Source organism: Halomonas sp. HAL1, assembly GCF_030544485.1.
Taxonomy (GTDB): Bacteria; Pseudomonadota; Gammaproteobacteria; order Pseudomonadales; family Halomonadaceae; genus Vreelandella; species Vreelandella arctica.
Genome location: NZ_CP130610.1, coordinates 143,066 through 162,452, shown reverse-complemented (window position 1 = coordinate 162,452; position 19,387 = coordinate 143,066). Strand labels below are relative to the sequence as shown.

At 54.7% G+C, this 19,387-nt stretch carries 31 protein-coding genes; all 31 read right to left on the bottom strand.

Annotated features, from left to right (window positions below):
- Positions 1 to 217: 217 nt before the first annotated feature.
- Entirely contained in the window at positions 218 to 1,579 is a 1,362-nt protein-coding gene (ltrA, locus tag Q3Y66_RS00770; RefSeq protein WP_085942804.1) for a group II intron reverse transcriptase/maturase, read from the bottom strand.
- 451 nt (positions 1,580 to 2,030) lie between these two features.
- Positions 2,031 to 2,417, bottom strand: a complete 387-nt coding sequence (rplQ, locus tag Q3Y66_RS00765; RefSeq protein WP_008959150.1) for a 50S ribosomal protein L17 — start codon at positions 2,415 to 2,417, stop codon at positions 2,031 to 2,033.
- A gap of 39 nt (positions 2,418 to 2,456) precedes the next feature.
- Positions 2,457 to 3,452 carry a DNA-directed RNA polymerase subunit alpha gene (rpoA, locus tag Q3Y66_RS00760; protein ID WP_008959151.1) on the bottom strand — a complete coding sequence of 332 codons (996 nt, stop codon included), beginning with the start codon at positions 3,450 to 3,452 and terminating at the stop codon, positions 2,457 to 2,459.
- Between the two features lie 98 nt (positions 3,453 to 3,550).
- Positions 3,551 to 4,171 carry a 30S ribosomal protein S4 gene (gene rpsD / locus Q3Y66_RS00755; RefSeq protein WP_008959152.1) on the bottom strand — a complete coding sequence of 207 codons (621 nt, stop codon included), beginning with the start codon at positions 4,169 to 4,171 and terminating at the stop codon, positions 3,551 to 3,553.
- Between the two features lie 12 nt (positions 4,172 to 4,183).
- Complete coding sequence (rpsK, locus tag Q3Y66_RS00750) at positions 4,184 to 4,570, bottom strand: 30S ribosomal protein S11 (protein ID WP_007111985.1); 387 nt, start codon at positions 4,568 to 4,570, stop codon at positions 4,184 to 4,186.
- Between the two features lie 39 nt (positions 4,571 to 4,609).
- The gene (gene rpsM / locus Q3Y66_RS00745) at positions 4,610 to 4,966 is read right to left on the bottom strand and encodes a 30S ribosomal protein S13 (protein WP_008959153.1); all 357 of its coding nucleotides are present in this window, start codon (positions 4,964 to 4,966) and stop codon (positions 4,610 to 4,612) included.
- Between the two features lie 123 nt (positions 4,967 to 5,089).
- Positions 5,090 to 5,203 (bottom strand): 50S ribosomal protein L36, encoded by a 114-nt coding sequence (gene rpmJ, locus Q3Y66_RS00740; protein ID WP_008959154.1) that lies wholly within the window; start codon positions 5,201 to 5,203, stop codon positions 5,090 to 5,092.
- A gap of 66 nt (positions 5,204 to 5,269) precedes the next feature.
- Complete coding sequence (secY, locus tag Q3Y66_RS00735) at positions 5,270 to 6,601, bottom strand: preprotein translocase subunit SecY (RefSeq protein WP_008959155.1); 1,332 nt, start codon at positions 6,599 to 6,601, stop codon at positions 5,270 to 5,272.
- On the bottom strand, positions 6,602 to 7,036 hold the full coding sequence (rplO, locus tag Q3Y66_RS00730; protein WP_008959156.1) for a 50S ribosomal protein L15: 435 nt from the start codon (positions 7,034 to 7,036) through the stop codon (positions 6,602 to 6,604).
- Between the two features lie 3 nt (positions 7,037 to 7,039).
- Complete coding sequence (gene rpmD / locus Q3Y66_RS00725; protein WP_008959157.1) at positions 7,040 to 7,222, bottom strand: 50S ribosomal protein L30; 183 nt, start codon at positions 7,220 to 7,222, stop codon at positions 7,040 to 7,042.
- A 6-nt stretch (positions 7,223 to 7,228) separates the two neighbouring features.
- A complete protein-coding gene (gene rpsE / locus Q3Y66_RS00720) occupies positions 7,229 to 7,729 on the bottom strand; it encodes a 30S ribosomal protein S5 (protein WP_008959158.1) in 501 nt (166 codons plus the stop codon).
- A gap of 11 nt (positions 7,730 to 7,740) precedes the next feature.
- A complete protein-coding gene (rplR, locus tag Q3Y66_RS00715; protein WP_008959159.1) occupies positions 7,741 to 8,091 on the bottom strand; it encodes a 50S ribosomal protein L18 in 351 nt (116 codons plus the stop codon).
- Between the two features lie 9 nt (positions 8,092 to 8,100).
- Positions 8,101 to 8,631, bottom strand: a complete 531-nt coding sequence (rplF, locus tag Q3Y66_RS00710) for a 50S ribosomal protein L6 (protein ID WP_008959160.1) — start codon at positions 8,629 to 8,631, stop codon at positions 8,101 to 8,103.
- Between the two features lie 9 nt (positions 8,632 to 8,640).
- Positions 8,641 to 9,033, bottom strand: a complete 393-nt coding sequence (rpsH, locus tag Q3Y66_RS00705; protein ID WP_008959161.1) for a 30S ribosomal protein S8 — start codon at positions 9,031 to 9,033, stop codon at positions 8,641 to 8,643.
- Positions 9,034 to 9,065: 32 nt separating this feature from the next.
- Positions 9,066 to 9,371 (bottom strand): 30S ribosomal protein S14, encoded by a 306-nt coding sequence (rpsN, locus tag Q3Y66_RS00700; RefSeq protein ID WP_008959162.1) that lies wholly within the window; start codon positions 9,369 to 9,371, stop codon positions 9,066 to 9,068.
- Positions 9,372 to 9,381: 10 nt separating this feature from the next.
- Positions 9,382 to 9,921: a 50S ribosomal protein L5 gene (gene rplE, locus Q3Y66_RS00695; protein WP_007111995.1), complete on the bottom strand. Its 540-nt coding sequence runs from the start codon at positions 9,919 to 9,921 to the stop codon at positions 9,382 to 9,384.
- Positions 9,922 to 9,939: 18 nt separating this feature from the next.
- Entirely contained in the window at positions 9,940 to 10,254 is a 315-nt protein-coding gene (rplX, locus tag Q3Y66_RS00690; RefSeq protein WP_007111996.1) for a 50S ribosomal protein L24, read from the bottom strand.
- A gap of 14 nt (positions 10,255 to 10,268) precedes the next feature.
- Positions 10,269 to 10,640, bottom strand: a complete 372-nt coding sequence (gene rplN, locus Q3Y66_RS00685; protein ID WP_008959163.1) for a 50S ribosomal protein L14 — start codon at positions 10,638 to 10,640, stop codon at positions 10,269 to 10,271.
- 49 nt (positions 10,641 to 10,689) lie between these two features.
- On the bottom strand, positions 10,690 to 10,950 hold the full coding sequence (gene rpsQ, locus Q3Y66_RS00680; RefSeq protein ID WP_007111998.1) for a 30S ribosomal protein S17: 261 nt from the start codon (positions 10,948 to 10,950) through the stop codon (positions 10,690 to 10,692).
- A 1-nt stretch (position 10,951) separates the two neighbouring features.
- The gene (gene rpmC, locus Q3Y66_RS00675; RefSeq protein WP_007111999.1) at positions 10,952 to 11,143 is read right to left on the bottom strand and encodes a 50S ribosomal protein L29; all 192 of its coding nucleotides are present in this window, start codon (positions 11,141 to 11,143) and stop codon (positions 10,952 to 10,954) included.
- On the bottom strand, positions 11,143 to 11,556 hold the full coding sequence (gene rplP, locus Q3Y66_RS00670) for a 50S ribosomal protein L16 (RefSeq protein ID WP_007112000.1): 414 nt from the start codon (positions 11,554 to 11,556) through the stop codon (positions 11,143 to 11,145). Before rplP ends, rpmC begins: the two co-directional genes overlap by 1 nt.
- A gap of 15 nt (positions 11,557 to 11,571) precedes the next feature.
- Entirely contained in the window at positions 11,572 to 12,270 is a 699-nt protein-coding gene (rpsC, locus tag Q3Y66_RS00665) for a 30S ribosomal protein S3 (protein ID WP_008959164.1), read from the bottom strand.
- A gap of 10 nt (positions 12,271 to 12,280) precedes the next feature.
- Positions 12,281 to 12,613 carry a 50S ribosomal protein L22 gene (gene rplV, locus Q3Y66_RS00660; protein WP_007112002.1) on the bottom strand — a complete coding sequence of 111 codons (333 nt, stop codon included), beginning with the start codon at positions 12,611 to 12,613 and terminating at the stop codon, positions 12,281 to 12,283.
- Positions 12,614 to 12,631: 18 nt separating this feature from the next.
- On the bottom strand, positions 12,632 to 12,907 hold the full coding sequence (rpsS, locus tag Q3Y66_RS00655) for a 30S ribosomal protein S19 (RefSeq protein WP_008959165.1): 276 nt from the start codon (positions 12,905 to 12,907) through the stop codon (positions 12,632 to 12,634).
- A 33-nt stretch (positions 12,908 to 12,940) separates the two neighbouring features.
- Positions 12,941 to 13,771: a 50S ribosomal protein L2 gene (gene rplB, locus Q3Y66_RS00650; RefSeq protein ID WP_008959166.1), complete on the bottom strand. Its 831-nt coding sequence runs from the start codon at positions 13,769 to 13,771 to the stop codon at positions 12,941 to 12,943.
- A gap of 17 nt (positions 13,772 to 13,788) precedes the next feature.
- The gene (gene rplW / locus Q3Y66_RS00645) at positions 13,789 to 14,085 is read right to left on the bottom strand and encodes a 50S ribosomal protein L23 (RefSeq protein WP_008959167.1); all 297 of its coding nucleotides are present in this window, start codon (positions 14,083 to 14,085) and stop codon (positions 13,789 to 13,791) included.
- Positions 14,082 to 14,687, bottom strand: coding sequence for a 50S ribosomal protein L4 (gene rplD, locus Q3Y66_RS00640; protein ID WP_008959168.1), 606 nt, complete (start codon positions 14,685 to 14,687; stop codon positions 14,082 to 14,084). Before rplD ends, rplW begins: the two co-directional genes overlap by 4 nt.
- Before the next feature lie 15 nt (positions 14,688 to 14,702).
- Positions 14,703 to 15,341, bottom strand: a complete 639-nt coding sequence (gene rplC, locus Q3Y66_RS00635) for a 50S ribosomal protein L3 (protein ID WP_008959169.1) — start codon at positions 15,339 to 15,341, stop codon at positions 14,703 to 14,705.
- A gap of 162 nt (positions 15,342 to 15,503) precedes the next feature.
- The gene (rpsJ, locus tag Q3Y66_RS00630) at positions 15,504 to 15,815 is read right to left on the bottom strand and encodes a 30S ribosomal protein S10 (RefSeq protein ID WP_007112007.1); all 312 of its coding nucleotides are present in this window, start codon (positions 15,813 to 15,815) and stop codon (positions 15,504 to 15,506) included.
- A 159-nt stretch (positions 15,816 to 15,974) separates the two neighbouring features.
- Complete coding sequence (gene tuf / locus Q3Y66_RS00625; RefSeq protein ID WP_008959170.1) at positions 15,975 to 17,168, bottom strand: elongation factor Tu; 1,194 nt, start codon at positions 17,166 to 17,168, stop codon at positions 15,975 to 15,977.
- Between the two features lie 29 nt (positions 17,169 to 17,197).
- Positions 17,198 to 19,321, bottom strand: coding sequence for an elongation factor G (gene fusA, locus Q3Y66_RS00620; protein ID WP_008959171.1), 2,124 nt, complete (start codon positions 19,319 to 19,321; stop codon positions 17,198 to 17,200).
- Positions 19,322 to 19,387: the final 66 nt, after the last annotated feature.

The following is a 19,387-nucleotide window of genomic DNA, read 5'->3' as shown; positions in this document are numbered from 1 at the left end:
AACGCAAGGCTTTCCCTGCTCTGCACGGCCATGCTAGGTACTTTTAATAATAAGTTGAGTATATACGGAGTTAGGCTTAGAAAAAGAGAAGTTACATGCGTATCAAAAGAAGATAAATATAAGCCATATCGGCATAGGGGCGGTCAGCATGGCTGACCGGTCCCCTGCCACACCACCCGGCATGCGGGTCCGCACCGGGCGGTTCGAGAAGTTGAGGTTATGAGAGACGGGGCACGCCCAGCCGATCAAAGTAGGCCACCGTTAATACATGATGGACTCCCGACAGACTGTTGTGCCACCAGCGACGACTCAACGCCGCCACCGATTGTGCTACCCTCGGCGTAGCGCCAAGACGCATCAGCTCACGATAAATCGTCTTACCCCGACGCCATTGCTTAAGGTGCAAAGCTCTTAACCGTCGTCGTATCCACCCGTCCAGCGACCGCCAGATACGAGGTGTTTGCGACAGCTTAAAGTAGCCTTGCCAGCCTAAAAGGTAGCGTCGTAGATAGGCGACGACCTGTGAGATACTGCGTCCGCCATTTCGGCGTGTCAGTTGCCTAATCCGCTGTTTAAATGCCCCCAACGCTTTTGCTGATATACCACGTCGGACATCTCCACCCTTAGCTTCCCATAGGGCGTAGCCCAGGAACTTGCGACCAAACACGCTGGTGACCGCACTTTTGGACTCATTGATCGTCAAGCGCAGCTTACTGTAACAGCGACGTAGCAAAGCCATGACTCGCTCCCCTGCTTTCTGACTACGCACGTAAACGTTGCAGTCGTCGGCATAGCGAGCAAAGTGGTGGCCGCGACGTTCCAGTGTGCGATCCACCTCATCCAGCAGGATATTGGCCAGTAGCGGCGATAATGGGCCACCCTGCGGTGTCCCCTCATGCCGATAAATGACCACCCCTCCCTCCATTATTCCCGCATTCAAATACGCACGAACCAGATGGATAACACGATTATCCTGGATGCGTTTCCTCAGGCGGTCTATCAGGATGTCATGATTGACTCGGTCAAAGAATCGAGACAAGTCAACATCGACAACGGTGTGGTAACCCTGTTGGGCGAAGCTCTGAGCAGCTAGTACGGCATCATGGGCACGGCGGCCCGGACGGAAGCCGTAGCTGTGCTCGCTAAAAGTGGGATCGATCAGCGGTTGTAGAACTTGCAGCAGTGCCTGTTGGATAAGACGGTCAGTCACGGTGGGTATCCCCAGTTCTCGTTCGCTTCCATCTGGCTTCGGAATAGCCACTCGGCGGACAGGCTGAGGATAATATCGACTTGCAAGAAGCTGCTGTCGAATATCGGGCCAGGCCCACCTTAGGTGCTCGGCGGTCTGAGCAATATCCAGACCATCGATGCCTGCTGCTCCCTTGTTGGCACGCACGCGCTTCCATGCACGTAGCATGTTCTCTCTTGCGAAGGCCCGCTCAAGCAGACCTTGCCCTGCGTCCTCCGGCACTTGTCGCGGGAGGCCAGTTTCATCGCTGGAGCAGGACGACAAGGCTTCACCTTGGCATGCCTTCTCCCGCCCCGCAGTCGCGGGCATCTGATGCGTTACTGATCTCATCGACAAGACGTTTGACGCTCCTTCTCGTTCGGCCCTTTGCTCCAAAAAACGAGGAGCTACTACGGCCTCTGCTGACTTCTCGCTCCGTGGGGTCACGTTGCCCTTTCAGGCATAAGGCGAGATCTCCCCGGGTAAGAACACACTCCTTCACCGCACAACCGCCGGATATACGCTACGTCGCCTTGGCCACAAGAGCTTCGCGGCTTCTTGCCCGCTCGCCCTGCTTGGCAGCGCCTCCTATCCGGTTCTTGTTCATCGGCTCGCGGTTTACGCTCCACGCTTCCTTCCCACGGTTGGTCACCCTTCCGCAGTTGCGCTTCGCTTCGTTCGCTGTGGCCAGCTTACGGGAGGACTTGCACCTCCAGGAGTGCGCCCGTGCCGGGCGCACAAAAAAACCGACCCACTGAGGGGTCGGTTTTCGATTGCTACTAAAGAAACCTAGCGCAGAGGATTACTCTTCTGCAGCAGCTTCTTCAACAACCGGACGATCAACTAGCTCAACGAACGCCATAGGCGCGTTGTCGCCGGTGCGGAAACCGCACTTAAGAATACGGACGTAACCGCCCGGACGCTCGGCATAACGCGGACCTAGTTCGTTGAACAGTTTGCCGACGGCTTCTTTAGAGCGCGTGCGGGCAAATGCCAAACGACGGTTTGCAACGCTATCCTGCTTAGACAAGGTGATCAGCGGCTCGATAACGCGACGCAGCTCCTTGGCTTTAGGCAGGGTTGTCTTAATGACTTCATGCTCGACCAGCGAGACAGACATGTTCTTGAACATGGCCTGACGATGCGAGCTGGTGCGATTCAGATGACGACCACTCTTACGATGACGCATGGTTGTAATTCCTTACCAAACTGGGACTCAAGTCGACGCTCACGCGGAGGCTTTGTCGTCCTTCAGGCTTGCCGGTGGCCAATTTTCCAACCGCATGCCAAGGGACAAGCCGCGAGCCGCCAATACGTCTTTGATTTCATTCAAAGATTTCTTACCGAGATTCGGTGTCTTCAACAGCTCAACTTCTGTGCGCTGGATAAGATCACCGATGTAATAAATATTCTCGGCTTTTAGGCAGTTCGCGCTGCGAACGGTCAACTCAAGATCGTCTACGGGGCGCAATAGAATTGGATCAACATGATCCTCTTCCTCTTCGACTTCCTGTTCTTTATCAGCTTCCAGGTCGACGAAGGCGGCCAGCTGCTCTTGCAGGATGGTCGCACTGCGACGGATAGCCTCTTCCGGATCCAGGGTACCGTCGGTTTCCAGATCGATAATTAGCTTATCGAGATCGGTGCGCTGCTCAACACGAGCGGCCTCAACCGAGTAGGAAACACGGCGGACAGGGCTGAAGGTGGCATCCAGCTGCAGGCGGCCAATGGCACGCGTCTCTTCATCAGAGCCACGCGCGTCAGCCGGTTCGTAGCCACGACCCAGCGCTACCTTAAGCTGAATTTTCAGCTCGGCACCTTCATTGACATGAGCAATGATGTGGTCCGGGTTGACGATTTCGACGCTATGATCAAGCGCAATGTCGCCAGCGGTGACGACGGCTGGGCCCTGCTTGTTCAGCGTGAGCACCGCCTCATCGCGGCTGTGCATCTTGATCGCAACATCTTTCAAGTTCAGGAGGATTTCAATGACATCTTCCTGCACCCCTTCGAGCGCACTGTATTCATGCTCGACGCCAGCAATTTCAGCCTCTACCACGGCACAGCCGGGCATAGACGAAAGCAGAATGCGACGCAGTGCATTCCCCAGGGTGTGACCAAAGCCACGCTCGAACGGTTCGAGCACGATTTTGGCGTGATGTGCGCTGATTTCTTCGACCTTGATGTCGCGAGGACGTAGAAACTCTGTCACTGAACGCTGCATATGAACACCTTTCAGGCTGCCAAACGGATACTTGGTACTCGGTACGACCTGGCGCGGGCGTTACACCCGCACCAGATAGACAAGAAACAGAAAACTGCTTACTTGGAGTACAGCTCGACGATCAGGTTTTCGTTGATGTCGGCAGACAGGTCACCGCGTTCAGGCAGAGCCTTGAAAGTGCCTTCCATCTTCTTGGCGTCGATTTCGATCCAAGCGATATCGCCACGGTTGGCCGCAATGGACAACGCGCTTTGAATACGTGCTTGGTTTTTCGCCTTTTCGCGAATGGAAACAACGTCACCCGGCTTCACTTGATAGGAAGCTACGTTAACGGTGCGGCCGTTCACGGAAATCGCCTTGTGGCTGACCAGCTGACGCGCTTCAGAGCGAGTCGAGCCGAAGCCCATGCGGTAGACGACATTATCCAGTCGGGATTCGAGCAACTGCAACAATACTTCACCAGTCGCGCCTTTCAGGCGAGCGGCTTCTTTGTAGTAGTTACGGAACTGTTTTTCGAGTACGCCATACATGCGACGTACTTTTTGCTTCTCGCGAAGCTGCAAGCCGTAGTCTGAAAGACGTTGACGACGCTGGCCGTGTACACCCGGGATTTGCTCGGATTTACACTTTTTCTCGAAGGGAGTAACACCGCTCTTCAAAAAGAGGTCGGTGCCTTCACGACGAGACAGTTTGCACTTCGGTCCAATATAACGAGCCATGAATCTGTCTCCTTAAACGCGGCGTTTCTTCGGCGGACGGCAGCCATTATGGGGAATGGGCGTCGCGTCTACGATGCTTTGCACGCGGAAGCCGGCGGCATTCAGTGCGCGCACGGCGGATTCACGACCGGGTCCTGGACCTTTAACCAGTACGTCTACGTTCTTCACACCATACTCGGCTGCAGCAGTTGCTGCACGTTCGCTTGCCACTTGAGCAGCGAACGGGGTGCTCTTGCGAGAACCACGAAAACCCGAACCACCGGCAGTCGCCCAAGAAAGAGCGTTGCCCTGGCGGTCTGTGATCGTCACGATCGTGTTGTTAAAAGAGGCATGGATATGCGCAATCGCATCCACTACCTGCTTTTTAACCTTTTTACGGTTACTACGCGGGTTAGCCATGTTGATGTCTATTCCTGTCTTTACGCCAGAACGTGCGTGTTATTTGCGGATCGGCTTACGCGGGCCCTTACGGGTGCGCGCGTTAGTCTTAGTCCGCTGACCACGCAGCGGAAGACTACGACGATGACGCAGACCACGGTAGCAGCCTAAGTCCATGAGACGCTTAATGTTAAGCGTAACATCACGACGAAGGTCGCCTTCTACGGTGTACTTGCCAACTTCAGAACGCAGGGTGTCGACTTCTTCAGAAGACAGGTCCTGGATCTTGGCAGTAGTGGCAATACCGGCTGCTGCACAGATGTGCTCAGCACGGGTACGGCCAATCCCGAAGATATAGGTCAGCGAGATCGCCGCATGCTTGTTGTCCGGGATATTGACGCCTGCAATACGGGCCATCAGCTTACTCCGAAATTTGAGCGGCTTGCTCGTTTATTCATCTACAAAAGGCGCGACAGCATACCCCTTTTAGCGCCCTAAGGCAAGGGGTATGCTGGCACCGCTTAATACAACCCAGGGAGATTAACCCTGGCGTTGTTTGTGCCGTGGTTCGCTGCAGATGACGCGGACAGCGCCATTGCGACGAATAATCTTGCAGTTACGGCACATTTTCTTTACGGAAGCTCGAACTTTCATCGATCTTTCTCCAAAAACCGGCTCGCGGCACGCCACTTCACTAAGTTAATAGGGGTGGGCGGCGCCTCAGCGCATGATACCGCCGCTACCGTAGCCTTTCAGGTTGGACTTCTTCATCACTGAGTCATACTGATGCGACATGAGATGCGATTGCACCTGGGCCATGAAGTCCATGATGACCACGACTACGATTAACAACGAGGTACCGCCGAAGAAAAACGGCACGTTCCACGCCACAATCAAGAACTGGGGCATCAAGGAAACCGCAGTGATATACAAGGCACCGAACAGGGTCAGACGTGTCATGACCTTGTCGATATAGCGAGCGGTCTGCTCGCCGGGGCGAATGCCCGGCAGGAAAGCGCCTGACTTTTTAAGATTGTCAGCCACATCCTTGGGGTTGAAGACCAGCGCTGTGTAAAAGAAGCAGAAGAATACCACTGCCGCCGCGAAAAGCAAGATGTAAAGCGGTTGACCTGGGCCTAATGCCTGAGATGCACGCTGCAACCACTCCATACCTTCACCGGCACCTACCCACTGACCAATAGAGGCCGGAAAGAGCAGAATACTGGAGGCAAAAATCGCCGGAATAACGCCAGCCATGTTGACCTTCAAAGGCAGGTAGCTACTTTGCCCTGCATACATCTTATTACCCACTTGTCGCCGAGGGTAGTTAACCTTGAGGCGGCGTTGGCCACGCTCAATGAAAACCACGAAGGCGACAGTCGCAATACCTAACACAGACAGCGCTAACAGCGGCAGAACATTCCAGGCCCCTTCATTACGGGCAAGCTCAAAGGCTTGGCCCACGGCACTGGGTAGTCCAGCGACAATACCGGCGAAGATCAGCAACGAAATACCGTTGCCAATGCCCTTCTCGGTAATCTGCTCACCTAGCCACATCATAAACACCGCGCCTGATACAAACGTAATCACGGCGGTGAAGTAGAAGCTAAAGTCAGCACTGTACGCGATGCCTTGGCTAGCCAGACCGACGGACATACCGGTAGCCTGGACAAACGCCAGTATCACCGTGCCGTAGCGGGTGTACTGGCTAATCTTGCGGCGGCCAGCCTCACCCTCTTTCTTGAGCTGCTCAAGATGAGGGGAGACCGCAGTCATGAGCTGCATGATAATCGACGCCGAAATATAGGGCATGATGCCCAGGGCGAGAACACTCATGCGCTCCAGGGCGCCACCCGAGAACATGTTAAACATGCCTAGGATGGTACCCTGTTGCTCCCTAAACAAGGCAGCAAGCTGGTCAGGATTGATACCGGGAACGGGAATGTGGGCACCAATACGGTACACCACGATGGCGAGGAGCACGAAGCGCAAACGCGCCCACAGTTCACTCAGACCGCTGCCCATCGCCGGCATTTTTCCTGACTTGGCCATTTAGTCCTCTACCTTGCCGCCAGCGGCTTCGATCGCTTCACGGGCACCTTTGGTGACCTTGATTCCGCGAACGGTAACCGCCGTTTTCAATTCGCCAGAAAGGATGATCTTCGCGTGTAGCGTAGAGTCCTTCAGCACGTTGGCTTCTTTCAAAGATGCCATGGTGACTTCGCCACCGGCAACTTTAGCAAGCTCAGCCAGGCGTACTTCTTCAGAGACCAGAGACTTTGCAGACGTAAAGCCGAATTTCGGCAAACGACGCTGCAAAGGCATCTGACCGCCTTCGAAACCGGGCTTAACACTGCCACCACTACGTGATTTCTGACCTTTGTGACCACGGCCACCGGTCTTACCAAGACCGGAACCGATGCCACGACCCACACGCTTTGCAGCGTGTTTGGAGCCCGGAGCCGGGCTTAGGTTATTGAGTTTCATGGATTACTCTCCCTCAACGCGCACAAGGTAAGTTACCTTGTGGATCATGCCGCGTACGGCAGGGGTGTCTTCCAGTTCAACCGTATGACCGATGCGACGCAGGCCCAAGCCTTTCATAGTAGCCTTGTGCTTGGGCATAATGCCGATGGTGCTGCGGATCTGGGTAACCTTGATCGTTGCTGCCATGGTGCCTTACCCCGTGATCGCTTCGACAGACAGACCGCGCTTAGCGGCAATGTCTTCCGGTGCTTGCATGGAAGAGAGACCTTTAACAGTCGCTCGAACCACGTTAACCGGGTTGGTGGAACCGTAGCACTTGGCCAGTACGTCGTGGACACCGGCAAGCTCTAGTACAGAGCGCATGGCGCCACCGGCGATGATGCCGGTACCTTCGGAAGCCGGCTGCATGTACACCTTGGAAGCACCATGACGGGCTTTTACCGGGTACTGCAGCGTTTGGCCAGCGAGGTTCACCTTGACCATGTTGCGACGAGCTTGATCCATCGCTTTCTGGATTGCGACAGGCACTTCACGCGCCTTGCCACGTCCGAAACCGACACGACCTTTACCATCACCAACGACGGTCAGTGCGGTGAAGCCGAAAATACGACCACCCTTGACCACCTTGGCGACGCGGTTGACCTGCACTAACTTCTCTTGCAGATCACCGCTTTGCTGTTCGTTCTTCGCCATCGTAAAACCCTTTAGAATTCCAGGCCGCCTTCACGTGCGGCGTCGGCCAGCGCCTTGACGCGGCCGTGATACTTAAAGCCAGCACGGTCGAAGGCCACCTGGGTGATGCCTGCTTCTTTAGCGCGTTCGGCAATCAGAGCACCTACTTTAGAGGCAGCATCTGAGTTACCGGTCGCACCCTCGCGCAGTGCTTTGTCCAGCGTAGAAGCACTGGCTAGCACTTTGCCACCATCCGGCGAGATAATCTGCGCATAGATGTGACGCGGGGTACGGTTGACGCACAGGCGATACACGCCCAGCTCGCGGATCTTGGCGCGAGCGCGGCGGGCACGACGGAGACGAGATTCTTTCTTCGCGTTCATAACCCTGCCTTACTTCTTCTTGGCTTCTTTGCGACGCACCTGCTCGTCGGCGTACCGTACACCCTTGCCTTTATACGGCTCGGGCGGACGGAAAGCGCGGATTTCCGCGGCGCACTGACCGAGCTGCTGCTTGTTCGCGCTTTTCAGCACGATCACGGTGTTCTTCGGCGTTTCCGCTGAGACACCTTCAGGCAGTTCGTAGTCGACCGGGTGCGAGAAGCCCAGTGAAAGATTGAGCGTCTGGCCCTTAGCTTGGGCACGATAACCGACGCCAACAATTTCGAGAGTTTTTGTGAAACCCTCGGATACGCCCGTTACCAGGTTCTGAACTAAGGCGCGGGTAGTACCGGCCATTGCCCAGCTCTTGGCAGACTCACTCGGGGCGAAGGTCAGCTGACCATCTTCTTGACCAATCACCACATCTTGGTGAATGGTCATCGATAGTGTGCCTTGGCCGCCTTTGGCGGTCAGCTGGTCAGCATTGATTTTAATCTCAACACTGGCAGGCACTTTAACCGGATATTTCGCTATGCGGGACATTCCAGCCTCCTAGAATACGGTGCAGATGACTTCGCCACCGACACCCGCTTGGCGCGCGGCACGATCGGTCATGACACCCGTTGACGTGGTGACAATCGCGATACCGAGACCATCGGCGACCTTAGGCAAGTTGTCCTTACCCATGTAACGGCGCAGGGACGGCTTGGAAACCCGCTGAATATGCTCAATGACCGGCTTACCCTCAAAGTACTTGAGAGTGATGGTTAGCTCAGGCTTAACACCTTCGGCAACCGTAAAGTCGGCAATGTAGCCTTCTTCCTTTAGCACTCGGGCCACTTGTACTTTCAGCTTGGAGGACGGCATGGTAGCCGTCTCCTTGGTGGCCATCTGCGCATTGCGGATACGGGTAAACATATCCGCCAGAGTGTCTTGCATGCTCATTTAATGTGCGCTCCTGATGATACTACGTGGCGTTACCAACTGGACTTTTTAAGACCAGGAACGTCGCCACGCATGGCGGCTTCACGCAGCTTGTTACGGCCGAGGCCGAACTTGTTGTAAAAACCGTGCGGACGACCGGTGATACGGCAGCGGTTACGCTGACGTACCGGGCTTGAGTCACGCGGCAATTGCTGCAGCTTCAGCGTCGCCTCGAAGCGGTCTTCCTCAGACGTGTTCACATCCGAGATGATTTTCTTAAGCTCAGCGCGCTTGGTGGCATACTTTGCCACCAGCTGCGTACGCTTAAGCTCACGCTCTATCATACTTTTCTTAGCCATGATCCAACCCTTATTTCTTGAAGGGGAAGTTCAGCGCCGTTAGCAGCGCACGACCTTCCTCGTCGGTTTTGGCGGTAGTAGTGATAGTGACGTCCAACCCCCGGATACGATCGATCTTATCATACTCGATCTCCGGGAAGATGATCTGCTCACGCACACCCATGGAGTAATTGCCGCGACCGTCAAAAGACTTCGGGTTAAGACCACGGAAGTCACGCACGCGGGGAATCGCGATGTAAACCAAGCGGTCCAAGAAGTCCCACATGCGCTCAGCGCGCAGGGTCACCTTAATACCGATTGGCCAACCTTCACGTACCTTAAAGCCCGCGATGGACTTACGTGCCTTGGTCACCAACGGTTTTTGACCAGAGAGTTTCTCTAGATCGCCGATGGCATTGTCAATCAACTTTTTATCGTTGACTGCTTCGCCGATACCCATGTTCAGAGTCACTTTCGTGATCCGGGGTACCTGCATAACGTTGGCATAGCTGAACTCTTCTTTGAGTTGAGCTGCTACCTCGTTTTGATAACGTTCTTTCAAGTTCGCCATTTTGCTACCCGACTCGCGTTAGGCGTCGATCTGCGTCTGCGTCGACTTGTAGATACGTACCTTGGTACCGTCTTCCTTCACTTGGAAGCCGACGCGATCCGCCTTACCGGTCTCCGAATTGAAGATGGCTACGTTGGACGCGTGAATCGGAGCCTCACGCTCGACGATACCGCCCTGATTTCCCGCCATGGGATTTGGCTTGGTGTGACGTTTAATCATGTTCACACCGGACACCAAGAAACGGTTTTCTAATACCCGCTTAACGGTGCCACGTTTGCCTTTATCCTTCCCGGCGATGACGATGACTTCATCGTCACGTTTGATCTTTTGCATATCCGCCTCGCTCCTTACAGCACTTCAGGCGCTAAGGAAATGATCTTCATGAACTTTTCATTACGAAGTTCACGAGTCACCGGCCCAAAAATACGGGTACCGATGGGCTGTTCGTTGGTGTTATTCAACAAAACTGCCGCATTTCCATCGAAACGGATGAGCGAACCGTCGGGACGACGGACGCCACTACGGGTCCGGACCACGACCGCTTTTAGCACCTGGCCTTTTTTGACCTTGCCACGCGGAATCGCTTCCTTAACCGTGACCTTGATGATATCACCAACGCGAGCGTAACGACGGTGTGAACCGCCTAACACCTTGATGCACTGCACCCGGCGCGCTCCGCTGTTGTCGGCGACATCCAGCATTGTCTGAGTCTGAATCATCGGTTTTCTCCAAACCTAATCTGACTGCACTGATTGACAAGCCTTGGGATTACCCCTTGGCGTGTTCAACCACCTCGACCAGCGTCCAAGCTTTTTTCTTGGAAAGCGGACGGCACTCTTGAATAGAGACCGTATCGCCTGCCTTAGCCTGGTTCGCCTCATCATGGGCGTGCAGCTTGGTGGAGCGCTTAACGTATTTTCCGTAGATCGGGTGACGCTCGCGCCGCTCGATCATGACGACGATGGACTTGTCCATCTTATCGCTCACCACTTTACCGGTGAGCGTACGCTTTGTGTTTTCTTCGGCCATCTCAATCACCTGCCTTCTCGTTGAGCAAAGTCTTAACGCGGGCGATATCCCGGCGGACCTGCTTGAGCAGATGAGTCTGGCTCAGTTGGCCAGTGGCCTTCTGCATGCGCAGGTTAAACTGCTCGCGGAGGAGTTCGAGGAGTTGCTCCTGGAGCTCTCCTGCGGACTTTTCACGAATTTCCTGGGCTTTCATCACATCACCGTCCGTTTCGCAAAGGTGGTGGATAAGGGCATTTTCTGTGCGGCAAGCTCAAACGCTTCACGAGCGAGCTCTTCCGACACGCCTTCAATTTCATACAGGACCCGACCCGGTTGGATCTGGGCAACCCAGTACTCAACAGAACCTTTACCTTTACCCATACGAACTTCGAGCGGCTTCTTGGAGATCGGCTTATCAGGGAAGACGCGGATCCAAATCTTACCGCCACGCTTTACGTGACGTGTGATCGCACGACGGCCTGCTTCGATCTGACGCGCAGTGATGCGGCCGCGACCAGTAGCTTTAAGGCCGTATTCCCCGAAGCTGATCTTGCTTCCGCGATGCGCCAGGCCACGGTTGCGGCCTTTCATCATCTTGCGGAATTTCATACGCTTGGGCTGTAACATCGACTCGCTCTCCCCTTACCTGGAACCTTTCTTCTTGGGCGCGTTGCCGGCAGGCTGTTTGGCCTTGGCACGTACTTCCTCGATACCGCCGAGGATTTCACCCTTGAAGATCCACACTTTGACGCCGATAACGCCATAGGTGGTGTGAGCTTCGTAAGTGGCGTAGTCGATATCCGCACGCAACGTGTGCAGCGGAACGCGACCTTCGCGGTACCATTCGGTACGTGCGATTTCAGCGCCACCAAGACGACCTGACAGCTGAATCTTGATGCCACCAGCGCCAAGACGCATTGCGTTCTGTACCGCGCGCTTCATAGCACGACGGAACATAACGCGACGCTCAAGCTGACCCGCTACGTTAGCAGCGACTAGCTTGGCATCCAGCTCCGGCTTGCGAACTTCTTCGATGTTCACATGCACGGGAACACCCATCATCTGGGTGAGATCGCGACGCAAACGGTCGACATCTTCACCTTTCTTACCGATCACGATACCCGGACGGGCAGTGTGAATGGTGATGCGGGCATTGTTCGCCGGACGCTCGATGTGGATGCGGCTAACAGAGGCGCTTTTAAGACGCTCTTCCAGGAAGCTACGCACTTCGAGATCGTTATTGAGCTTATCGGCGTAAGCGCCGCGCTCAGCATACCAGACAGAAGCATGGTCTTTGACGATGCCCAGTCGAATGCCTGTTGGATTGACTTTCTGACCCATCGGTCGACTCCTACTTCTCGGCTACCTTGACGGTGATGTGGCACGTGCGCTTCAAGATACGATCCGCACGCCCCTTGGCACGCGGCTTGATACGCTTGAGCGTCATGCCCTCATCGACGCAGATGGTCGAGACACGCAGCTCGTCAATATCCATGCCGTTATTTTCTTCCGCATTTGCAATCGCGGATTGCAGCACCTTCTTAACCAGCTTGGCAGCCTTCTTCGGTGAGAAGGTCAGCAGGTCGAGTGCCTCGGCGACAGGTTTACCGCGCACCTGGTCAGCCACCAAACGGGCCTTCTGGGCGGATAAACGAGCGCCAAGCAGCTTAGCTGTGACTTCCATCTCTCAATCCTCTCTGGCTTACCGTTTGGCTTTTTTATCCGCCGCATGCCCGCGATAAGTGCGAGTAGCAGCGAATTCGCCCAATTTGTGGCCAACCATTTCCTCGGAGACGTGCACCGGGACGTGTTGGCGACCATTATGGACCGCGATAGTGAGGCCTACCATATTGGGCAGGATCATAGAACGACGCGACCAAGTCTTAATTGGTTTGCGATCGCTCTTCTCCACTGCAGCCTCTACCTTCTTCAAAAGATGAAGGTCAATGAAGGGACCTTTCTTTAGTGAACGTGGCACAGCCGTTACCTCTTAATGTCTTGGCAATTTAGATCAACGCGTCTTATTACGACGACGAATGATCAGCTTGTCGGTGCGCTTGTTCTTACGCGTCTTGTGACCCTTAGTCGGCACACCCCATGGGGATACCGGGTGACGACCACCACTGGTGCGGCCTTCGCCACCACCGTGTGGGTGATCGACTGGGTTCATCGCGACACCGCGAACAGTCGGACGCACGCCTCTCCAGCGCTTCGCACCGGCCTTGCCAAGTTGACGCAGGCTGTGCTCAGAGTTGCTCACTTCACCCAACGTCGCGCGGCACTCGGCCAACACTTTACGCATTTCGCCAGAGCGAAGACGCAAGGTGGCATAGTTACCTTCACGAGCAACCAACTGGGCGCTTGTACCGGCACTGCGAGCAATCTGCGCACCTTTGCCCGGCTTGAGTTCGATGCAGTGCACCGTAGAACCCAGCGGAACGTTACGCAGCGGCAAGGCATTGCCTTTTTTGATTGACGCGTTAACACCAGATTCCAGCACGTCACCCGCGCTGACACCTTTCGGTGCAATGATGTAACGACGCTCACCATCGGCATACTTCAGCAGTGCAATGTGCGCACTGCGGTTGGGATCGTGCTCCAGGCGCTCAACGGTGGCAGGAATGCCATCCTTGGTGCGCTTGAAATCGATCAACCGATAGTGGTGACGATGACCACCGCCCACGTGGCGGGTGGTGATACGACCGTAGTTATTCCGGCCGCCGGACTTGGACTGTTTTTCCAAAAGCGGTGCATAAGCACGGCCTTTAAACAGTTCCTCGCCAACGATCTTGACGACGTGGCGACGACCGGCGGAAGTGGGTTTGGTCTTGACGATTGCCATTATCCGTACTCCTGCCCTTATTCGGCGCCAGAGAAGTCTTCGAGCGTTTCACCCGCAGCCAGGGTCACATACGCTTTGCGGTAACCCTTACGCAGGCCAACGCCGTTCGCAGTACGCTTTGTTTTACCCTTCATGTTCAGAACCTGAACACTACCGACCTTTTTGCCGAAGAGTGCTTCAACGGCCTTTTTGATCTCGGGCTTGGTAGCATCAGATGCTACCTTGAAAACGTACTGGTTGCGCTCGGCTGCCATTGCGGCCTTTTCGGTCACGTGCGGCCCAAGCAGAACCTTAAATACGCGTTCCTGGTTCATGCCAGCTTCTCCTCGAATTTACGCAGGGCGGAGACGGTAATCAGGACCTTATCAAAGGCTACCAGGCTTACCGGGTCAGCTGCCGCGACATCCACCACGTCAACGTGGGGAAGGTTGCGTGCGGCCAAATAGAGCTTCTCGTCGATTTCTTCAGTGACGATCAACACTTTTTCAAGGTTGAGCTCTTTCAGCTTGGCAGCTACCTGCTTGGTCTTAGGCGCATCGACGACGAACTCTTCAATCGCGACTAAACGCTCTTGACGTACCAGCTCAGACAAGATGGAGCGCATCGCTGCACGGTACATCTTGCGGTTAACCTTCTGGGTATAGTCTTGCGGACGCGCCGCGAAGGTTACGCCACCACTACGCCATAGCGGAGAGCGGATGGTACCGGCACGTGCACGACCGGTGCCTTTCTGACGCCACGGCTTCTTACCACCGCCACGAACGTCGGAACGACTCTTTTGTGCGCGGGTTCCCTGACGACCAGCCGCCAAATAGGCAGTGACAACCTGGTGAACGAGCGCTTCGTTGAATTCTTTGCCAAAAGTGGCGTCGGCTACTTCAACGGTACCCGCGCCTGCAGCAAGATTCAGATTCATTGGTAATTATCCCCTTCAGCCTGCTTTCACGGCGCTGCGAACGATAACGTCACTACCGGGAGCACCCGGTACGGCGCCTTTAATTAGCAGCAGGTTACGCTCGGCGTCGACACGGACGATCTCAAGGCTCTGCACGGTGCAACGGGCGTTACCCATTTGACCGGCCATCTTTTTGCCTTTGAAAACGCGACCCGGAGTCTGACACATGCCGATAGAACCCGGCGCGCGATGCGACAGAGAGTTACCGTGAGTCATGTCTTGGGTACGGAAATTCCAGCGCTTAACAGCACCCTGGAAGCCTTTACCCTTAGAGGTGCCAGTCACGTCAACCATTTGACCAGCTTCGAAGAGGGATACGGTGATTTCGCCGCCCACTTCAGGAATTGTTTCGCCTTCTGCAAGACGAAATTCCATCAGTGCACGACCAGCTTCAACACCCGCCTTGGCAAACTGACCCGCTTGCGCTTTGGTGAGGTGCTTCGCTTTGCGAGAGCCAGATGTGACCTGAATCGCTGCGTAACCGTCAGACTCGACAGATTTAACGCGTGTAACACGATTAGGATCAACTTCAATAACGGTTACGGGCACAGACGCGCCGTCTTCGGTAAAGACACGGGTCATCCCGGCCTTTTTACCGACTAAACCGATAGTCATACTCAGTCTCCTATAGTGTACGGGGCTATCACCCGCTATGGCTGCCCTTTCCAGAGCATTCCACTAGCACATTGTATGGCGCCTCACGGCGCGGCGGCTGCTGCTCATGCTAGACTCGTATAAACGAGCGATGAGCGCTGGGCCGCAAAGTGACTAGTGTAATTAGTTGAGCTTGATTTGCACGTCAACGCCTGCGGCGAGATCGAGTTTCATCAATGCATCAACAGTTTTCTCAGTCGGCTCAACAATGTCGAGCACACGCTTGTGCGTACGAATCTCATACTGGTCACGCGCATCTTTGTTGACGTGCGGCGAGATCAGGATGGTGTAACGCTCGCGATTGGTCGGCAGCGGTATCGGACCACGAACCTGAGCACCAGTACGTTTAGCAGTTTCAACAATCTCTGCTGTGGACTGGTCGATCAGGCGATGGTCGAATGCTTTCAACCGAATGCGAATCTTTTGGTTCTGCATTTGCCTTAAACTCCAATGGATGTCGACGGCGCGAGCCGTCTACCCACGCATTCAAAGGATGCGCATTATAGGCACGCCAAAAGCCCATGTCAAACATTTGCTGTTGGTGCGCAGAAAAGGGGGCTCATCAGAGCCCCCTTCATCACTCAAGCATGTCGCTTACTTGACGATCTTGGCCACAACGCCAGCACCGACAGTACGGCCGCCTTCACGAATAGCGAAGCGCAAACCTTCGTCCATTGCGATCGGAGCGATCAAGGTAACAACCATTTGTACGTTGTCACCCGGCATGACCATTTCAACGCCTTCCGGCAGTTCACAAGTACCGGTTACATCGGTGGTACGGAAGTAGAACTGGGGACGGTAGCCCTTGAAGAAAGGTGTGTGACGACCACCCTCTTCTTTAGACAGTACGTAAACTTCTGCTTCGAAGGTAGTGTGCGGGTTGATGGTGCCCGGCTTAGCCAATACCTGGCCACGCTCGACATCATCACGCTTCGTACCACGCAGCAGGGCGCCAACGTTCTCACCAGCACGACCTTCGTCGAGCAGTTTACGGAACATTTCAACACCGGTAACGATCGTTTTGGTGGTGTCGCGGATACCCACGATTTCCACTTCTTCGCCCGCTTTAACGATGCCGCGCTCTACACGACCAGTAACAACAGTACCGCGGCCAGAGATAGAGAACACGTCTTCGATCGGCATCAGGAACGGCTGGTCGATAGCGCGCTCCGGCTCAGGAATGTACTCATCCAGAGCTTTGATCAGGCTAGCTACCGCAGTAGTACCCATGCCATTCTCATCTTCACCGTTCAACGCCATCAGCGCAGAACCAGTGATGATCGGCGTGTCGTCGCCCGGGAAGTCGTACTGGTCTAGAAGTTCGCGAACTTCCATTTCTACCAGCTCGAGCAGCTCTTCGTCATCGACCATGTCCGCTTTGTTCAGGAACACAACGATGTACGGTACGCCAACCTGACGCGAGAGCAGGATGTGCTCGCGAGTTTGCGGCATCGGGCCGTCTGCGGCAGAACATACCAGGATCGCGCCGTCCATCTGCGCAGCACCGGTAATCATGTTCTTGACGTAGTCGGCGTGACCTGGGCAGTCAACGTGCGCGTAGTGACGCGCCTCAGACTGATATTCCACGTGCGATGTCGCGATCGTGATACCACGCTCGCGCTCTTCCGGCGCATTATCGATAGCGGCGAATTCACTCCAGTCGCCACCGAAAACCTCAGCAGACACGCGAGTTAGGGCCGCTGTCAGAGTCGTTTTACCGTGGTCGACGTGACCAATGGTGCCGACGTTGACGTGCGGTTTGGAACGTTCAAATTTTTCCTTAGCCACTGCTATAACCTCTTTACGTTAGCTAACGGTTAACCGTTTTGATTGATGACGGCTTCAACGACGCTGGAGGGCGCCTCGTCGTACTTCGAGAACTCCATAGAGTAGCTCGCACGGCCCTGGGTTTGTGAGCGCAGATCGGTTGCATAACCGAACATCTCGCCCAGTGGCACCGTTGCACGAATGACTTTACCAGAAGAAGAGTCATCCATGCCCTGCACCAAGCCGCGACGACGGCTCAGGTCGCCCATGACGTCACCCATAAATTCTTCGGGGGTCACGATTTCGACCTTCATCACCGGCTCCAGCAGCACGGCCTTGGCCTTCCTGGCACCTTCTTTCACTGCCATAGAAGAAGCAATCTTAAACGCAGTCTCGTTGGAGTCTACGTCGTGGAAGGAGCCGTCGAACAGCGACACTTTAACGTCAATCATCGGGTAACCCGCGATGACACCGTTTTTGAGCTGCTCGTAAGCACCCTTCTCAACCGCGGGAACGTATTCCTTCGGAACCGCACCACCCACGATTTCAGAAGTGAATTTGAAGAAGATTTCATCTTCGCCTTCACCCTTCTCTTCTTTAGTCAGCGGTTCAATACGTAGCCAAACGTGACCGTACTGACCACGACCGCCAGACTGACGCACGAACTTGCCTTCTTGCTCAATGCTGCCGCGAATCGTTTCGCGATAGGCAACCTGCGGCTTACCGATATTGGCTTCAACCTTAAACTCGCGACGCATACGGTCAACGAGGATATCCAGGTGAAGCTCACCCATACCAGAAATAATCGTCTGGCCGGTTTCTTCGTCGGTTTTAACCTGGAAGGAGGGATCTTCCTGAGCAAGCTTGCCCAGAGCGACACCCATCTTCTCTTGGTCTGCCTTAGACTTAGGCTCTACAGCAACCGAGATAACCGGATCCGGGAACTCCATACGCTCGAGAACAATTTTGTTATCGATGTCGCACAGGGTATCACCGGTGGTGACGTCTTTGAGACCGATACAAGCGGCGATATCGCCCGCCAGTACTTCTTTGATCTCTTCACGGGAGTTGGCGTGCATCTGAACGATACGGCCAACGCGCTCTTTCTTCTGCTTAACGGAGTTATAAACACCGTCGCCAGATTTCAGAACGCCCGAGTAGACGCGAATAAAGGTCAGCGTACCAACGAAGGGGTCGGTGGCGATTTTAAACGCCAACGCCGCAAACGGTGCACTGTCGTCCGCTTCACGGGTATCAACGGTGCCGTTTTTATCATCCAACTCACCTTCGATCGCCTTAACTTCTGTCGGCGAAGGCATGAATTCGATAACGCCATCCAGCACAGCCTGAACACCCTTGTTCTTAAACGCAGAACCACAGGTAACCAGAACGATATCGTTAGCCAGGGTGCGCGCACGCAGACCAGCCTTGATCTCTTCAATCGTTAACTCGCCGCCTTCAAGGTATTTCTCCATCAGCTCATCAGAGCCTTCGGCAGCAGCCTCGACCATCTCTTCGCGATACTTTTCTGCTGTTTCTTGTAACTCAGCAGGAATATCCACGAGGTCATAGGTCATACCCAGACTTTCTTCATCCCACAGGATGGCTTTCATCTGAATAAGGTCGATAACACCTTTAAAGTCTTCTTCCGTGCCCCAGTTAATCTGGATCGGCACAGCATTAGCACCCAGGCGCTCTTTCAACTGGTCGACAACCATGAAGAAATCAGCACCGGTACGGTCCATCTTGTTGACGAAGACCATGCGCGGCACTTCGTACTTATTGGCTTGGCGCCATACAGTTTCGGTCTGCGGCTGAACGCCGGAAGAACCACACAGTACAACAACCGCACCATCAAGTACGCGCAAAGAACGCTCAACTTCGATCGTGAAGTCAACGTGCCCTGGGGTGTCGATAATGTTAATACGGTGCTCGGGGAACTGCTTGTTCATGCCCTGCCAGAAACAGGTAGTTGCAGCTGAGGTGATAGTGATACCACGCTCCTGCTCCTGCTCCATCCAGTCCATGGTCGCAGCACCGTCGTGCACTTCGCCCACTTTGTGGGAAAGGCCGGTATAGAACAGTACCCGCTCAGTCGTCGTAGTCTTACCCGCGTCAACGTGAGCGACGATACCGATATTACGATAGCGATTTAGTGGAGTCTTGCGTGCCACGGTGAAACTCCCGTTTGTTGGCGATGCTCGTTAATTTAGCGGCGTATGCAAGCGAGGCTTATGCGT

Coding starts and splice junctions, on each gene's coding strand:
- ltrA (WP_085942804.1), bottom strand. CDS start 1,579: ATGAGATCAGTAACGCATCAGATGCCCGCGACTGCGGGGCGGGAGAAG.
- rplQ (WP_008959150.1), bottom strand. CDS start 2,417: ATGCGTCATCGTAAGAGTGGTCGTCATCTGAATCGCACCAGCTCGCAT.
- rpoA (WP_008959151.1), bottom strand. CDS start 3,452: ATGCAGCGTTCAGTGACAGAGTTTCTACGTCCTCGCGACATCAAGGTC.
- rpsD (WP_008959152.1), bottom strand. CDS start 4,171: ATGGCTCGTTATATTGGACCGAAGTGCAAACTGTCTCGTCGTGAAGGC.
- rpsK (WP_007111985.1), bottom strand. CDS start 4,570: ATGGCTAACCCGCGTAGTAACCGTAAAAAGGTTAAAAAGCAGGTAGTG.
- rpsM (WP_008959153.1), bottom strand. CDS start 4,966: ATGGCCCGTATTGCAGGCGTCAATATCCCGGACAACAAGCATGCGGCG.
- rpmJ (WP_008959154.1), bottom strand. CDS start 5,203: ATGAAAGTTCGAGCTTCCGTAAAGAAAATGTGCCGTAACTGCAAGATT.
- secY (WP_008959155.1), bottom strand. CDS start 6,601: ATGGCCAAGTCAGGAAAAATGCCGGCGATGGGCAGCGGTCTGAGTGAA.
- rplO (WP_008959156.1), bottom strand. CDS start 7,036: ATGAAACTCAATAACCTAAGCCCGGCTCCGGGCTCCAAACACGCTGCA.
- rpmD (WP_008959157.1), bottom strand. CDS start 7,222: ATGGCAGCAACGATCAAGGTTACCCAGATCCGCAGCACCATCGGCATT.
- rpsE (WP_008959158.1), bottom strand. CDS start 7,729: ATGGCGAAGAACGAACAGCAAAGCGGTGATCTGCAAGAGAAGTTAGTG.
- rplR (WP_008959159.1), bottom strand. CDS start 8,091: ATGAACGCGAAGAAAGAATCTCGTCTCCGTCGTGCCCGCCGCGCTCGC.
- rplF (WP_008959160.1), bottom strand. CDS start 8,631: ATGTCCCGCATAGCGAAATATCCGGTTAAAGTGCCTGCCAGTGTTGAG.
- rpsH (WP_008959161.1), bottom strand. CDS start 9,033: ATGAGCATGCAAGACACTCTGGCGGATATGTTTACCCGTATCCGCAAT.
- rpsN (WP_008959162.1), bottom strand. CDS start 9,371: ATGGCTAAGAAAAGTATGATAGAGCGTGAGCTTAAGCGTACGCAGCTG.
- rplE (WP_007111995.1), bottom strand. CDS start 9,921: ATGGCGAACTTGAAAGAACGTTATCAAAACGAGGTAGCAGCTCAACTC.
- rplX (WP_007111996.1), bottom strand. CDS start 10,254: ATGCAAAAGATCAAACGTGACGATGAAGTCATCGTCATCGCCGGGAAG.
- rplN (WP_008959163.1), bottom strand. CDS start 10,640: ATGATTCAGACTCAGACAATGCTGGATGTCGCCGACAACAGCGGAGCG.
- rpsQ (WP_007111998.1), bottom strand. CDS start 10,950: ATGGCCGAAGAAAACACAAAGCGTACGCTCACCGGTAAAGTGGTGAGC.
- rpmC (WP_007111999.1), bottom strand. CDS start 11,143: ATGAAAGCCCAGGAAATTCGTGAAAAGTCCGCAGGAGAGCTCCAGGAG.
- rplP (WP_007112000.1), bottom strand. CDS start 11,556: ATGTTACAGCCCAAGCGTATGAAATTCCGCAAGATGATGAAAGGCCGC.
- rpsC (WP_008959164.1), bottom strand. CDS start 12,270: ATGGGTCAGAAAGTCAATCCAACAGGCATTCGACTGGGCATCGTCAAA.
- rplV (WP_007112002.1), bottom strand. CDS start 12,613: ATGGAAGTCACAGCTAAGCTGCTTGGCGCTCGTTTATCCGCCCAGAAG.
- rplB (WP_008959166.1), bottom strand. CDS start 13,771: ATGGCAATCGTCAAGACCAAACCCACTTCCGCCGGTCGTCGCCACGTC.
- rplW (WP_008959167.1), bottom strand. CDS start 14,085: ATGAACCAGGAACGCGTATTTAAGGTTCTGCTTGGGCCGCACGTGACC.
- rplD (WP_008959168.1), bottom strand. CDS start 14,687: ATGAATCTGAATCTTGCTGCAGGCGCGGGTACCGTTGAAGTAGCCGAC.
- rplC (WP_008959169.1), bottom strand. CDS start 15,341: ATGACTATCGGTTTAGTCGGTAAAAAGGCCGGGATGACCCGTGTCTTT.
- rpsJ (WP_007112007.1), bottom strand. CDS start 15,815: ATGCAGAACCAAAAGATTCGCATTCGGTTGAAAGCATTCGACCATCGC.